This window comes from Novosphingobium sp. NPDC080210 (genome assembly GCF_050281025.1).
Classification (GTDB): Bacteria; Pseudomonadota; Alphaproteobacteria; order Sphingomonadales; family Sphingomonadaceae; genus Novosphingobium.
Genome location: NZ_JBNNWL010000001.1, coordinates 476,247 through 491,158, shown reverse-complemented (window position 1 = coordinate 491,158; position 14,912 = coordinate 476,247). Strand labels below are relative to the sequence as shown.

Here is a 14,912-nt window from a genome sequence, read left to right as displayed (position 1 = left end):
CCATGCGCAAACTTCTCCTCCTGATCGCCGCCCTTTTCGCCGCCCCGCTCCACGCCGAAGACTGGTCCAAACGCGGGGCCGAGCGCGATGTCGTGCTCAAGGATTTCCGCTTTGGCACGGGCGAGGTCATGGACCTCAACCTGCATGTCACCACGCTGGGCACGCCGCGCCGCAATGCTGCGGGTGAGATCGAAAACGCGGTGATGATCCTGCATGGCACCGGCGGTTCGGGCCACCAGTTCTATCGCCCGCAATTCGCCGACGAGCTGTTCGGCCCCGGCCAAGTGCTCGACACTAGCAAATGGTTCGTGATCCTGCCGGACAACATCGGCCACGGCAAAAGCTCCAAGCCCAGCGATGGGCAGCGCATGGCCTTCCCGCGCTATGGCTATCTCGACATGGTGGCGGCGCAAAAGCGGATGCTGACCGAAGGTCTAGGGGTCAACCGGCTGCAACTGATCCTCGGGACCTCGATGGGCTGCATGCACGCTTTCGTCTGGGGCACCGAATATCCGGGCTTTGCCCGCCGCCTGGCGCCCTTTGCCTGCAACGCCATGGAAATCGCCGGACGCAACCGCATGTGGCGCCAGATGTCGATTGACGCGATCAAGGCCGATCCGCTGTGGAACGGCGGCAATTACACCCAGCAGCCGGAAAGCGGCCTGCGCACCGCGCGCTACATCTCGATGATCGCGGGCGGAAACCCAGTCGCGCTTCAAGCCCAGTACCCCACCCGCGATGCGGCGGTGAAGTACCTGAACGAAGCCTATGCTGCCCGCGCCGCCGGGGACCTGGACGCCAACGACCAGATTTATCAGCTCGATTCCTCGCGCGATTACAACCCGCTGCCGGGCCTGAAGAAGATCACTGTACCAGTCCTGTGGATCAATTCCGCCGACGATTTCATCAACCCGCCGGAACTTGGCCTGGCGCAGCAGCATGCGAAGCTGATGCCCCGCGCGCGCTTCATCCTTATCCCGGCTACACCCGAAACCAAGGGACACGGCACGCACACCTGGGCGAAGTTCTGGAAGAGTGACCTCGCCAAGCTGCTGGCAACCAAGTGACGGAGCGCCGCACGCTCTATCCGCCTATCGAGCCCTATGCCAGCGGCTGGCTGGACGTGGGCGACGGGCATGAAATCTATTGGGAGCGCTGCGGCACGCCCGGAGCCAAGCCGGCCGTCTTCCTTCACGGCGGACCGGGCGGCGGGTGCAGCGACAAGCAGCGCCAGCAATTCGATCCGGAGCGCTATGACGTTCTCCTGTTCGATCAGCGTGGCTGCGGCCGGTCCCGCCCCTTTGCCAGCCTTGAGGCGAACACCACCTGGCACCTGGTTGCGGATATGGAGCGGCTGCGCGAGATGGCGGGGCATGATCGCTGGCTGGTCTTCGGCGGCTCGTGGGGTTCCACCCTGGCCCTCGCCTATGCCGAAAGGCATCCCGACCGCGTGAGCGAACTTGTGCTGCGCGGCATTTTCCTGGGCACGTCCGGCGAATACGATTGGCTCTACAAATACGGCGCCAGCGAACTTTACCCGGAGGCCTGGCAGGCGTTCCGGGACCATATCCCCGAAGCAGAACGCGCTGATCTGGTCGAAGCCTATCACCGCCGTCTGACCAGCGATGACGAAGCGGTCCGCCTTGCCGCCGCGCGGGTGTGGAGCCAGTGGGAGGACACTACCGTGACCCTCTTGCCCCAGCCTCACGAGTCCGGACCGGAGGCTGACCGCAAGTCGCTGGCCGTTGCCCGGATCGAGAACCATTATTTCCGCCACAACTGCTGGCTGGAGCCGGACCAGCTTATCCGCGACGCGGGCAAGCTGCGCGGCATTCCGGGGGTCATTGTCCAGGGCCGCCACGATTGCTGCACCCCGCCCGCTGCCGCCTGGGCGCTCAAACAGGCCTGGCCGGAAGTGGACCTGCAAATCGTCCCCGATGGTGGGCACCTGTTCACCGAACCCGGCATTACCGACGGTCTGGTCCGCGCCGCCGACAGGTTTGCGGTGCCGCTATCCTGACCCGTTCGCCCTGAGGAGCCTTGAAGCTGAAAGCTGAAAGGCGTCTCGAAGGGCTGCGCGGAGTGCTTCGAGACGGCTCCTCAATCTTCGATTTCGGCTCCTCCTCAGCACGAACGGACTGGCTTTTACGATCATGCCAAGTGTGACTGGCAAAACGCCGCACAGCCGCCTATGGGCCTGTCCATGGCCGACATCCTTGTCATCGACAATTACGACAGCTTCACCTGGAACCTGGTCCATTACCTGATGGAATTGGGCGCCAAGGTGGAAGTGGTCCGCAATGATGCGATCTCCGCGGCTGAGGCCGTAACCAGCGGCGCGAAGGGCTTTCTGATTTCGCCCGGTCCCTGCACGCCCAACGAGGCGGGGATCAGCCTGGACCTGGTGGCAGCTTGCGCCAATGCGCGCCTGCCGCTGCTGGGGGTCTGCCTGGGACACCAGTCCATCGGCCAGCATTTCGGCGGCCAGGTCGTTCGCGGCGGGTTGATGCATGGCAAGACCAGCCCGGTCACGCACGACGGCACGGGCATTTTCGCCGGCCTCCCCTCGCCCTTCATGGCCACTCGCTATCACTCGCTGATCGTGGACGACGTTCCGGAAGGGCTGGTCGTCAACTGCAAGTCTGACGATGGCCACGTCATGGGCTTCCGCCATCAGGATCTGCCGATCCACGGCGTGCAGTTCCACCCCGAATCCATCGCCACCGAACACGGCCACGCCATGCTGGCCAATTTCCTGCGCATGGCAGGACTGGAACCAAAGGCAGTCGCGTGAATCTCGCAGAATCGGAAGACCTGTTCGGACGGATCCTCGACGGCCTCGTGCCGGATGAGGAGATCGCCGCGACCCTGGTTGAAATCGCCGAGCGCGGCGAAACGGCGGAGGAAATCGCTGGTGCCGTCCGGGCGATGAAGGCGCGGATGAAGCGCGTTTCGGCACCCGAAGGCGCGATCGACGTTTGCGGCACGGGCGGCGATGGCCAGCACAGTGTGAACGTCTCGACTGCCGTGGCGCTGGTCGTGGCGGCCTGCGGGGTACCGGTGGCCAAGCACGGCAACCGCGCCGCCTCCAGCCTCGCGGGTGGAGCCGATACGCTGGAAGCCGTCGGCCTGAACATCGCGCGGGCCTCGGAACTGGCAGAGCAGACCCTGCCCGACCTGGGCATTGCCTTCCTCTTTGCGCAGACCCACCACCCGGCCCTCGCCCGCGTTGCTCCGATCCGCAAGGCGCTGGGCCGCCGCACGATCTTCAACCTGCTTGGCCCCCTGGCCAATCCTGCTGGTGTCCGCCGCCAGCTGATCGGCGTGGCCAGACCGGACCTGATCGCGCTTTACCGCGACGCGATGCAGCTGCTCGACACCGAAGCGGCGATGATCGTCTCCGGTGCAGAAGGGCTGGACGAGCTTTCCGTCGCTGGTCCCAGCTATCTCGCCACAATAGGCTTGCCGCCCCTGCCAGCGGAAATTTCGCCTGACGATGCGGGCCTTGCACCCTATCCACTGGAAGAACTGCGCGGGGGTGACGCGGCCTATAACGCAGAGGCACTAAAGCGGGTGCTGATGGGCGAACAAGGCGCCTATCGCACTGCGGTCCTGCTCAACTCCGCAGCCGCCTTGCTGGTGGCGGGACAGGTCGAGGACTGGCTGGAAGGCGTTGAAGAGGCGGCCGAAGCTCTCGATAAAGGCTTGGCCAAGGCGCTGCTCGCTTGCTGGATCGACATGGTTCGGTGAGTTTTTGGGACTCACACGAAGACACGAAGGCACGAAGAGCTTCTTTCGGGGATCGTCCTTTTATTGGATAATCACGCAAAGCCGCAAAGACGCTAAGATGCCGGACATTCGGCGAAGCCGTGTGAAATACGGACGTAGAATTTGCCGCAACCATTGAGAGGCAAACGCCTTCGGCGACCAGCGCAACACCTTGGCGCCTTCGCGCCTTTGCGTGAGATTATTCCTACGCAACGTTTCGGCTGAAACGCCTTCGTGTCTTCGTGCCTTCGTGTGAGAATCAAACAAAACTCGACACCGCCCGAAAATCCAAGCTAGAGCGCCCCCGAGATGACCGACAAACTAGCAGAAATCTGCGCCACCAAGCGCGAAGAAGTTGCCGCCCGCAAGCCGCTGGCCTCCTGGTCCGACCTCGACGCCAAGGCCGCGCAGCAAACCGCCCCGCGCGGGTTTGAAGCTGCCTTGCGCCGAAAGGCCGAGACCGGCTTCGCCTTGATTGCCGAGATCAAGAAGGCCAGCCCGTCCAAGGGCCTGATCCGCCCCGACTTCGATCCGCCCGCTCACGCCCGAGCCTATCAGGCCGGCGGCGCGGCCTGTCTCTCGATCCTGACCGATGCGCCCTATTTCCAGGGGCATGAGGATTACCTGGTCGCCGCCCGCGCGGCCTGCGACCTGCCGGTCCTGCGCAAGGATTTCATGGTCGACCCCTGGCAAGTGGCTGAGGCCCGCGCCATCGGCGCCGATGCGATCCTGATCATCGTCGCCGCCCTCGACGACGCCCAAATGGCTGAGATCGAAGCGGCTGCGAAGGAACTCGGCATGGACGTTCTGGTCGAAGTGCACGACGAGGCCGAAATGGAACGCGCCGCTCGTCTGAGCAGCCGCCTGATCGGCGTCAACAACCGCGACCTCAAACGGTTCGTGACTGACGTGGCCAACAGCGAACGCCTCGCCCCCCTCGCCCCGGCGGGCACCTTGCTGGTCAGCGAGAGCGGGATCAACGGCCATGCCGACCTGCTCCGCCTGGAAAAGTCCGGCATCCGCACGTTCCTGGTCGGCGAAAGCCTGATGCGGCAAGATGACGTTGAAGCCGCGACCCGCACCTTGCTCAACGGATAGCGCCTGTCCACTGGCGCCGAAAGCTGCAACAAGACGGTCAGACCGATCGACGGAGGAACGATGAGCGAGCTGACCCACCTCGACGAACAGGGCAAGGCGCGCATGGTCGATGTCGGCGCCAAGTCAGAAACGCGCCGCGTGGCCATTGCCGAGGGCCGGATCACCATGTCCGCTCAGGCGCTTACCGCAATCCGTGATGGCGCGGTTCCCAAGGGCGACGTTCTGGCTGCGGCGCGCATCGCCGGCATCATGGCCGCCAAGAAAACCGCCGACCTGATCCCGCTGTGCCACCCCCTCTCGCTCGACGCGGCAACAGTGGACTTCGCCTTTGAAGAGAGCGCCGTGCGCGTGACCGCCAGCGCCTCGCTATCCGGCAAGACCGGTGTGGAAATGGAAGCGCTCACCGCCGCCTCGGTGGCGCTCCTCACCATTTACGACATGGCCAAGGCGGTCGACAAAGGCATGGTCATTTCCGGCATGCGCCTGATCGAAAAGCGCGGCGGGAAGTCCGGAGACTGGCGCGCAGAGGATTGATTGTTCGGAAGGCGTAACTGCTTGACTCGTTCCGAAAGGTTGCTTACTTGTTCCTCATTCGTTCACTGAACGGTGCAGGAACATTCCCGTTCCGGACCGATTCCAACGGAGTGATGCCGGCATGCTGACTCGCAAGCAGCACGAATTGATCCGCTTCATCCAGGCCCGTCTTGAAGAAAGCGGCGTCTCCCCCTCGTTTGAGGAAATGAAGGAGGCTCTGGACCTCAAGTCAAAGTCCGGGGTTCACCGGCTGATTTCCGCCCTGGAAGAACGCGGGTTCATCCGCCGCCTGCCCAATCGGGCCCGGGCGCTGGAAGTGCTGCGTCAGCCCGATGACGTAACGACCAAGGCTCCGGCTCGCGCGGCGAACAGCAACAGCGCGGCAGCTGCCGTGATTCGTCCGCCCGAAGCGCGCCCTGCTCCGGCCAATGACGTGATCGAAATTCCCCTGCACGGCCGGATTGCGGCGGGCGTCCCGATTGAGGCGATGGAAACGTCGGCCACCCTGCCAGTCCCGGCAGCCCTGCTGGGCGCGGGCGATCATTACGCCCTGGAAGTTTCCGGCGATTCGATGATCGAAGCGGGCATTCTGGACGGTGACTATGCCCTGATCCGCCGCACCGATACGGCACGCGATGGCGAAATTGTCGTAGCCCTGGTGCGCGGCGAGGAAGCAACGCTGAAATACCTGCGCCGCGAGAATGGCCGCGTCAGGCTCGATCCCGCCAATGCGGCCTATGAACCGCAGATCTATGATCCGCGCGAAGTGGTGGTCCAGGGCAAGCTGGCCGGATTGCTGCGCCGCTATCACTGATCCGGGGCGCTGCTTGCCTCCTCGGCCGGCAGCGCTTTTGCAGATGGCTGGTTGGCCTGCCTCGGCTTCCACCAGCCATGCTGACCCTGGTCCTCAGCGACGGTGGCGAGCTTCTGCTGGACCAAGTCGATTTTCAGCCCTCCGGTTTGATCGAGCATACGCCGGTCCACCTTTAACCAGCGCGGGCGGCACGATCCCGGCAAGTATCGTCCGGCGATGACGATATCGGCCCGGTCGCAGGCGGCAGCGAGTGCGCGTTCCGGAACAAAATCCGTCCCCCGCCCGATCAGCAAACGCCACGATCTGCCCCTGCGTTCCAGCTTCAGCGCGCAGAAATCAGCATTGCAATTGGCTCCGGGCCATTCCGCAATCGTCCTCGTCGCACCGCTCATGCCCGCACTTTCGAGCAGGTTGTCGCGGGTGTATCCACTTCTGCTGTCGCGCAGCACCAGCAGATCTTCGCCTGCCACGCGTGTAATCCCGACATGTTTTCCGTCGCTGGAGACCAGCAAGTCCGGGGTTCTCACCTGGCTCAGCAAGATCAGTCCGGCCGCGACGGGGACCAAACCCAGCAAGCGGATCCGGCTTTGCCAGAGTGCTAGCCACAAGCCGCCCGCCACGAACAGGGCAAACGCGCCCCTCCCCATGCCCGGCATGGCCGTGACTGCACCGGGCATGGCCGCAACCCAGTGCGCCAGAGCCAGCAGCAGTTCCAGCGACTTGCCCGCCAGCCACCAGAACGGCGCACCGATCCCCACCAGATCGAACAGCAGTGCGAGGGCAATCAGCGGCATCGAAGCCAATGTCGTCAGCGGGATCGCGACGACGTTGGCCAGCGCTCCGTAAACCCCGGCGCGGTGAAAATGGAACAGGACAATCGGCATCAGGGCCAGTTCAATCACCACGCCCGTAATCAGCAGGCCGAACAGGTTACGCGCTCCTTTCGCCAGCCAGCCTTCCTCACGCGGAGCATTGAAGGACCGCATGCCCACAGATCCATGCAAGGCAACGATGGCGATTACCGCTGCAAAGCTCATCTGGAAACTCGGCCCGACGACGGCTTCAGGCCAGAACAGGACGACCAGAAAACCGGCGATGGTGACCATCCGCATCGACAAGGGATCGCGGCCCATGGCGAGGGCGGCGAGGACCAACACGGCCCCGATGCAGGACCGAATCGTCGGCAGTTCCGCGCCGGTCAGCAAGGTATAGCCAATCCCGACCAACGCTCCTGTCCCGGCGGCGACAAGGGGCAAGCGCACCCGCAAGGCCAGCCAGGGCCATAGCGCCAGCAGGCGGATCGCCACGAAGTAGCCTGCCGCCACGACTGCGCTGACATGTAGCCCGCTGACTGACAGCAGGTGCGTCAGCCCGGCGTCGCGCATCGCCTGGTCATCCGCTTCAGCAATGGCCCCGCGATCGCCGCTGGCCAAAGCGGCGGCAATGGTCCCGGCAGAACCGTCCAGATTGGCCCGGACGTGCCCAGAAAGCTGCCGCTGCGCCGCTGCGATGGGGCCGCGCTCTCCTGGCTGGAGGACTTCCACCGGGCCAAGCACGCTGCCTGTGGCGGCGATCCGGCAAACCAGGCGGTGCGGGAAAAGTCATAGCCACCCGGCAGCATCGGCGCAGGCGGCGGGACTAACCGCGCCCGAAGGCGGAGCCGCGCGCCTTTTTCAATCGAACCCTTCGCCTCATCCAGTGGCAGGTTCAGCCGCACCTTGATCGCTCTTGCACCGCCCGGTTCGCGGGTCGCCAGGATCAGGCGCACGCGCTGCTCCGCCGGTTGGTCTTCGCGGTCCAGCACGGTCGCTTCCAGCGTCGCGGCAATGGGCCGCGCAATCGGCCTTGCCCCAACAAGTTCTGCCTTGATCCAGACCAGAGCGCAGCCGAGAGCCACGGCAATGCCCACGACCGCCAGCGACCGGCGCAGGTACGGATAGCGTCCGTCCGCCCGGAAGAATCCGATTGCGGCCAGGGCGATGCCAAGGCCCGCGCCAATGACCGCCCCCCAGTGCCAGGCGCTGGGCGTGATGAACCAGCTGGCGATCCCTGCAATCAGCGCCACAAGGCCCCAGGGCGCAAGGTCGAACCGCGACCGGACAAGGAATCGTTCAACCTGCTCAAGCCCGCTGGACAAGTCGCGAGTCATGCGCCAAGGGCCATGTTGCAGTGCAGCGGTATGCGCCGCATCGCTGCCCATAGGCACCTGCGGCAAAGTTTCGCGACCCATGGCAGTAGATGACAGGAAGGGACGATTGATGGCAAGTGATAGCGTCATGGCGGCAACGGGCGAACCCCGCGGCGTCGTTACGCGGTTTGCCCCCTCGCCCACGGGCTACCTGCACATCGGCGGGGCCCGCACGGCCCTGTTCAACTGGCTGTTTGCACGCCACCATGGCGGGAAGTACCTGCTGCGGATTGAAGATACGGACCGCGCCCGTTCCACCGATTCCGCCATTGAAGCGATTTTCGATGGATTGGAGTGGCTCGGCCTGGGCGGCGATGAGCCCGCGACCTTCCAGTTCGCCCGCTCCGACCGCCATGCCGCAGTCGCGAACGAACTGCTGGCCAATGGCCATGCCTATCGCTGCTACCTGACGCAGGAAGAGCTCCAGGCCCGGCGCGAAGCGGCCCAGGCAGAGCGGCGCACGTTCCGCATTGACAGCGAATGGCGCGATGCAGACCCGGCGACGGCTCCGACAAATCAACCCTTCGTGGTCCGCATCAAGGCCCCGCGCGAAGGCGAGACGGTCATCGAAGACCTCGTCCAGGGCCGCGTCGCGGTGCAGAACGCGGAGCTTGACGATTTCGTCCTGCTCCGTTCGGACGGTACGCCGACCTATATGCTGGCCGTCGTGGTGGACGACCATGACATGGGCGTAACCCACGTGATCCGCGGCGACGACCACCTTAACAACGCATTCCGCCAGCTGGCGATTATCCGCGCGATGGGCTGGCCCGAACCGGCCTATGGCCATGTTCCGCTGATCCATGGCCACGACGGGGCCAAGCTTTCCAAGCGTCACGGCGCGCTGGGCGTCGATGCCTATCGCGACGAGATGGGCGTACTGCCTGAAGCGCTGTTCAACTATCTGCTGCGTCTCGGCTGGGGCCACGGCGATGACGAGATCATCAGCCGCGATCAGGCGGTTGAATGGTTCGATATCGCCCATGTCGGCAAGAGCCCGTCGCGGTTCGACCTGGCCAAGCTGCTCAACCTGAACGCGCACTACCTGCGCGAGGCTGACGATGCGCGGCTGGCAGAGCTGGTCGCCGCGAAGCTGACGGCTGATGTCGACCTGAACCTGCTGACCCAGGCCATGCCGGTGCTGAAGGTCCGTGCCAAGGACGTGAACGAACTGGCTGCCAGTTCCGCCTTCCTCTTTGCCGAGCGTCCGCTGGCGATCGAGGAAAAGGCCCAGGCACTGCTGACCGACGATGCCCGCGCGCTGCTCGGCAGCATCCACGCCCGGATCGCGGCATTGGACGAATGGGCAATTGACACGCTTGAGGCAAGTTTGAAGGCTATGGCCGAAGAACTTGGGCTTGGACTCGGAAAGCTTGCGCAACCCCTTCGGGCCGCGCTAACCGGGCAAACGACTTCCCCAGGTATTTTTGACGTTCTGGTCCTGCTCGGCCGGGAAGAAAGTCTGGCCCGGATCGGTGCCCAGGCCTCGGTCGATGCAGGCAAAGTTTGAGGAGGTAGCTAAGGTGGGCAATACGGTTAAACTCGGCGCCGGTTCTGGCGAAACGGAATATCCCGTCCTTTCGGGCAGCGTCGGGCCGGATGTCATCGACATCCGCAAGCTCTATGGCCAGACGGGCATGTTCACCTATGACCCGGGCTTCACCTCGACGGCATCGTGCGAAAGCGCGCTGACCTATATCGACGGTGACGAAGGCGTCCTGCTGCACCGCGGCTATCCGATCGGCCAGCTGGCGGAACATTCCAGCTTCATGGAAGTCAGCTACCTGCTGCTGAACGGCGAACTGCCCAGCAAGGCTGAACTTGACCAGTTCACCAATACCATCACCCGCCACACCATGGTGCATGAACAGCTGACCAGCTTCTACAGCGGCTTCCGCCGCGATGCACACCCGATGGCCGTGATGTGCGGCGTAGTCGGCGCGCTTTCGGCGTTCTACCACGATTCCACCGACATTTCGGATCCGGTGCAGCGCAAGATCGCCAGCCACCGCCTGATCGCCAAGATGCCGACCATCGCGGCCATGGCCTACAAGTATTCGGTGGGGCAGCCGTTCCTCTATCCGGACAACAACCTGTCCTACACCGGCAACTTCCTGCGCATGACCTTCGGCGTGCCGGCTGAAGAATACGAAGTGATCCCGGCAGTCGAAAAGGCCATGGACCGCATCTTCATCCTTCATGCCGACCATGAACAGAACGCATCGACCAGCACCGTCCGTCTGGCCGGCTCGTCGGGCGCCAATCCCTTTGCCTGCATCGCTGCCGGTATTGCCTGCCTGTGGGGTCCTGCCCACGGCGGCGCGAACGAAGCCGCGCTCAACATGCTCAAGGAAATCGGCACGCCGGACAAGATCCCGCACTATATCGAGCGCGCCAAGGACAAGAACGATCCGTTCCGCCTGATGGGCTTCGGTCACCGCGTCTACAAGAACTACGACCCGCGCGCGACCGTCATGCAGAAGACCGTGCGCGAAGTGTTCGACGCGCTGAAGGTCAACGATCCGCTGTTCGAAACCGCGCTGCGCCTGGAAGAGATCGCCCTGAACGATCCCTACTTCGTGGAAAAGAAGCTGTTCCCGAACGTGGACTTCTATTCGGGCATCATCCTTTCGGCGATCGGTTTCCCGACCACCATGTTCACCGTGCTGTTCGCCCTGGCCCGCACCGTCGGCTGGGTTGCGCAGTGGAACGAAATGATCAGCGATCCAGGCCAGAAGATCGGCCGTCCGCGCCAGCTCTACACCGGCCCGACGCAGCGCGATTACGTACCGCTCGACAAGCGCTGATCGCGCGCCCGCTTTCGGCACCCTGCTTCCCGGTGATGCAGGGCCGGAACGGTGGCGGCAAATCTGATAAAAGGGAAAAGCGGGCCATTGCGCCCGCTTTTTTCGTTAGTCGAGACGGTACGCTTTTGCTGCGGCAGGCGTCTGGGCCGAAAGGTCCGCCGGAATATCCAGCACGAACCGCGCCCCCTGCCCCGGCGCGCTCTCCACCGTAAGATCTCCGCCCATGGCCCGTGCGAGGCGGCGCGAAATGTAGAGGCCAAGGCCTGACCCGCCATCTTCCCCGCTGCGACCAAGCCGCTCGAACTTGTCGAACACCTTGACCTGCTGCTCGTGCGACAGACCGGGGCCTTGATCGGCAACGATAACCCGAGCGCGTGCGCCTTCGTCTTCGAGGCGGATCCAGATGTGAGAATTTTCCGGAGAGTAGCGGATCGCATTGCCCACCAGATTGAGCAGGATTTGCAGAACGCGGCGCGATTCCGCGATGGCCGCCAGGCTCTCCCCTTGGCGGGGCGCGTCGATCGCGATGCCCTTTTCCTGCGCCCGTCCAGCCAGGATGCTGGCCGCCTGCTGCGCTACCTGCGCAAGGTCGATCCGGTCCGGCGCCGTGTTGAAATCCTCCGATTCCACCACTTCAAGATCGGACAGATCCTCCACAAGGGCAAGCAAGTGCTGCCCGGCTGCGGCAATGTCAGCCGCATACTGGCTGTATTCGTCCGCAATCGGGCCGGCCAGGCGAGTCCGGATCGTCTCGGCATTGGCAATGATCCGCGAGATCGGCTGGCGCAGGACAGGAGCGACATTCCGCCCGACCAAGCCCTGGCTGTTGCGGGGCGCGGCGACTTCGGCCTCGTGCAGTTGCGGCCGTGCCAAGGGAACATCGGCGGTAAGGCAGAGTTCGAACCCCGCCGGATCGCGCCCCGGCACTTGCTGGGGTAAGAGCGTGGCGCGCCACTTGCGCTGCGATCCGGGAATGGTCAGGCTCGCCCCATCAAGCAGGCGCCAGTGCATCGGCTGGTGATGGTTGGCACCGTCAACCGAAACGAAATCGGTCCAGGGCCGTCCCAGTCCCCCCTTCATCGCGCTGCACAGTTCAGCCAAGTCAGCAGCTTCGCAATCGACCGAAAGCAGGCATTGCCGCCGGTCGAGCCGCGCCACCAGTTCGGCGAGCGTGCGGTCGATTGCGGCGCGATGCTCGGCAATTTGCGCGGTGTCCTCGGGTGGGAGCGGCGCGGACTGCCATGACGCAAACCGCATGTTCGTTCCGCCGTCCGCATCAGGCTCGATCTCAACCCAGGCCGTGATTGCGTCGCGCCCATTGCTCGCGCGGATGGTCCGGGCAAGCTTCAGCCCGAAGGTCCGCGCCTTCGTTTCCAGTTCGCGCAGCGCCGGAATGGCAATCACCCCGGGAAGCTCTCCGCCGCATTCGAACTGAAGCTCTGACAAGCGCTCACTGGCGTTGACCAGATGACCTGCGGCATCGCTGCGGCCTTGCGCCAGGGGGGGAGGATGTGCGGCCATGGGCGATCACCCTAGCCTGTTCAGGGCCGACTGGGCCAGCAAAGTTGCGGCCTGATCGGTGCCAAGGTGTTCAAGGTAAGCTTGCAGCCGCGCGTCGGGTTGCAGGATCTCAAGCTGCTGGACGATCCCGTCGGGGTTGATGCCAGCAGCGCGCAGGGCAAGCGCGAGCCGGGTCAATTGTTCCTGGCTGACGATCAGAGCCACTTTCTCCCGCTCCTCGCCGGAAGCCTGGGAAAGCGCGGTCAGGAATATCGCGCCCCCGGCATGGCCCAGCGAAAGCCCGGCAGTCGCCCCTCCCCCCATCCCCGTAACGAGGCGCGAGAGGAGACCAAGCCTGCTGCGGCTCTCGTCAAAGGCGGAGCGAACCGCAGCTTCGCAACGTTCCGCAGTATCCTGGCCAGAAACCACATCGCGGAATGCAATCAGGACCCGGTGCAGCAGATCGCCCGGCAGCTCCCCCAGCGGAAGCTGCATCCGCCGCTGGTTCTGCACAAACCGCGCCTGGGCGGCGACCAGCCCCATGGCCAAGGCCGACACGTGTTCATCGCTTGAGGCCAGAAGAGCCTGCAACAGAGGCGAGACCACCGGATCAAGCCCCAGGCGCGCTTCAAGGCGCAAGGCCAGCTGCACTTCGAGCGCAAGGGCGTGGACGTGGACCAGCAGCTCCGGCTCACCGACAAGGCGCTCAACCAAAGCGGCTGACAACTCCGCATTCTGGTCCGTGGGATTTCCTTCTGCCGCCAAACCTTCAAGCAACTGGCGCGTCAGGTCAGTCAGCATTCCGCGTGTCGCGGCTACGATCTCGTCGCGGAAAACCGAATGGTCCTCACTGGACAGCAGATGCCGCAGGACCGGCCCGACCGATTCAATCACGGCATCGCCGCGCGCCAGATCCTGCCGCAGCGCGTCCTCTGCTGCAACGGGACTGGAGGCCCGAGTGAATCCTTCGGTCATTGCGCCGACCTAGACCAAGTTGGTTAATGCCGCGTTAGCCGCGATTGCCCAAGAGGCAGGAGGATTACACCTAGGGCAATCAGGCTGGACGCGATCATTGCAGTTGCGCCGCCCAGTCCGGCCAGGATCGAGCCGGCCAGCAGCAAGGCGATCAAGCCCCGGTCGTGGAACCACGCCGACCAGCTCCCCGGAAGAAGTCGCGGCACGATCCTGAGGAGAGCAACGAGCATGAAAGGCGCGAACAGCCGCGCGCCCAGATCCTGTCCCTGGCCAGGTTCAGATCCGAAAGCGGCCAGGATGACGATCAGCACGTCGAGCAGCCAGCCATAGATCTCCTTTGCGTCGAACCCCCTTGCCAACGGGTCCTGCTCGAATTCGATGCGGGCGATCATGGCGGCGGATTCCCGCACGATCCAGCCCAACGCAACGAAGCCCAAGCCCAGCGCCGCAAAGCCTAGCCAGCCAGCGCCTAGGGCGAGCAGCGACAGGACGGCAGCCGCAAGCACCAGCACTCTCGCGCCGCTTCCGGCGTGCAGCATCGCCGGTCCGAAACTGCGCACGGCCAGAAGCGCGAGCCCGCCTGACAGGCTCAACCCGCCCTCTCCGCGCGTGCGTTGGCGGATCCATTGCGGTTCCAGCGCGTGGGCCTGTTCCTCGCTGCGAACGAGGGTCCAGAACAGGCGCGCCTGATCCGGCTGCGGAATGGCTTTCTGCCGCACTCCGGCTTGCAGCGCGATCCGCAGCAGGGCCGAAGTCGCATCGCAATCCGCCGGCAATTCGGCCAGGCGCTCAACGAGGCGGCCGGGCAAGCGCATGGCACCGCCAAAGGCGTGGTTCAGGTCAATCCGCTCGAAACCGGCGGCCAGGCCTTGCTCGATCGGCTGGACCAGCACGGCCTGTCCTTCTTCCAGCAGCGCATGGGCTGCGGAATTGGTGGCAAACAGACCGTCGGCCAGGACCAGGACCTCGTCCACTGCGCTGACCAGCCCGACCAGGGCGCGCGCATGGGAAATCAGGTGGAACTGCGCCCCGCCCGCCTCGATCTGCTGCTGCAAATCGCTCAGTTCCGGAGAAAGCCCAGGCGCTATGCAAATAATCCGCTCACACCCCAGTTGCAGCGCCAGCGTTGCCTGCTGGCGCGCGACCGTAAGCCCACCGATCCGCAGAAACGCCCGCGCGGACGAACTGCCCGCAGCCATCGGTTCAAGCATTGTCAGAACGGCAACGC

14 protein-coding genes are annotated in these 14,912 nt (G+C 64.3%); 9 read left to right on the top strand and 5 right to left on the bottom strand.

Annotation, left to right across the window (positions count from 1 at the left end):
- Positions 1-2: 2 nt before the first annotated feature.
- The 7 genes from ACQKOE_RS02365 to lexA all read left to right on the top strand — a co-directional run bounded on the left by ACQKOE_RS02365 (position 3) and on the right by lexA (position 6,214).
- Entirely contained in the window at positions 3-1,067 is a 1,065-nt protein-coding gene (locus tag ACQKOE_RS02365; protein WP_374588152.1) for an alpha/beta fold hydrolase, read from the top strand.
- Positions 1,064-2,020 (top strand): prolyl aminopeptidase, encoded by a 957-nt coding sequence (gene pip, locus ACQKOE_RS02360; protein WP_427511386.1) that lies wholly within the window; start codon positions 1,064-1,066, stop codon positions 2,018-2,020. The genes ACQKOE_RS02365 and pip overlap by 4 nt, the downstream gene beginning before the upstream one ends.
- A gap of 183 nt (positions 2,021-2,203) precedes the next feature.
- A complete protein-coding gene (locus ACQKOE_RS02355) occupies positions 2,204-2,794 on the top strand; it encodes an anthranilate synthase component II (RefSeq protein ID WP_427511385.1) in 591 nt (196 codons plus the stop codon).
- A complete protein-coding gene (gene trpD / locus ACQKOE_RS02350; protein ID WP_427511384.1) occupies positions 2,791-3,750 on the top strand; it encodes an anthranilate phosphoribosyltransferase in 960 nt (319 codons plus the stop codon). Before ACQKOE_RS02355 ends, trpD begins: the two co-directional genes overlap by 4 nt.
- A gap of 327 nt (positions 3,751-4,077) precedes the next feature.
- Positions 4,078-4,866 carry an indole-3-glycerol phosphate synthase TrpC gene (trpC, locus tag ACQKOE_RS02345; protein ID WP_427511383.1) on the top strand — a complete coding sequence of 263 codons (789 nt, stop codon included), beginning with the start codon at positions 4,078-4,080 and terminating at the stop codon, positions 4,864-4,866.
- A gap of 60 nt (positions 4,867-4,926) precedes the next feature.
- Positions 4,927-5,400 (top strand): cyclic pyranopterin monophosphate synthase MoaC, encoded by a 474-nt coding sequence (moaC, locus tag ACQKOE_RS02340; protein ID WP_427511382.1) that lies wholly within the window; start codon positions 4,927-4,929, stop codon positions 5,398-5,400.
- A 121-nt stretch (positions 5,401-5,521) separates the two neighbouring features.
- Entirely contained in the window at positions 5,522-6,214 is a 693-nt protein-coding gene (gene lexA / locus ACQKOE_RS02335; RefSeq protein ID WP_427511381.1) for a transcriptional repressor LexA, read from the top strand.
- On the opposite strand, the gene ACQKOE_RS02330 is transcribed toward lexA, so the two are convergent.
- Both ACQKOE_RS02330 and ACQKOE_RS02325 read right to left on the bottom strand, forming a co-directional pair.
- A complete protein-coding gene (locus tag ACQKOE_RS02330) occupies positions 6,208-7,599 on the bottom strand; it encodes a ComEC/Rec2 family competence protein (RefSeq protein ID WP_427511945.1) in 1,392 nt (463 codons plus the stop codon). The two genes, lexA and ACQKOE_RS02330, sit on opposite strands and share 7 nt — an antisense overlap.
- Positions 7,581-8,444, bottom strand: coding sequence for a DUF4131 domain-containing protein (locus ACQKOE_RS02325; protein ID WP_427511380.1), 864 nt, complete (start codon positions 8,442-8,444; stop codon positions 7,581-7,583). The genes ACQKOE_RS02330 and ACQKOE_RS02325 overlap by 19 nt, the downstream gene beginning before the upstream one ends.
- Before the next feature lie 28 nt (positions 8,445-8,472).
- On the opposite strand from ACQKOE_RS02325, the gene gltX reads away from it, so the two are divergent.
- Both gltX and ACQKOE_RS02315 read left to right on the top strand, forming a co-directional pair.
- Complete coding sequence (gene gltX / locus ACQKOE_RS02320) at positions 8,473-9,912, top strand: glutamate--tRNA ligase (protein ID WP_427511379.1); 1,440 nt, start codon at positions 8,473-8,475, stop codon at positions 9,910-9,912.
- Positions 9,913-9,925: 13 nt separating this feature from the next.
- Positions 9,926-11,209 (top strand): citrate synthase, encoded by a 1,284-nt coding sequence (locus tag ACQKOE_RS02315; protein ID WP_427511378.1) that lies wholly within the window; start codon positions 9,926-9,928, stop codon positions 11,207-11,209.
- A gap of 105 nt (positions 11,210-11,314) precedes the next feature.
- Here ACQKOE_RS02315 and ACQKOE_RS02310 read toward each other — a convergent pair whose 3' ends face one another.
- From ACQKOE_RS02310 to ACQKOE_RS02300, 3 genes are read right to left on the bottom strand one after another with little or no spacing between them, the layout of a single operon-like run.
- Positions 11,315-12,730, bottom strand: coding sequence for a sensor histidine kinase (locus ACQKOE_RS02310; RefSeq protein ID WP_427511377.1), 1,416 nt, complete (start codon positions 12,728-12,730; stop codon positions 11,315-11,317).
- Positions 12,731-12,736: 6 nt separating this feature from the next.
- Entirely contained in the window at positions 12,737-13,684 is a 948-nt protein-coding gene (locus tag ACQKOE_RS02305; protein WP_427511376.1) for a hypothetical protein, read from the bottom strand.
- A 23-nt stretch (positions 13,685-13,707) separates the two neighbouring features.
- A complete protein-coding gene (locus tag ACQKOE_RS02300) occupies positions 13,708-14,895 on the bottom strand; it encodes a hypothetical protein (protein WP_427511375.1) in 1,188 nt (395 codons plus the stop codon).
- Positions 14,896-14,912 lie beyond the last annotated feature (17 nt).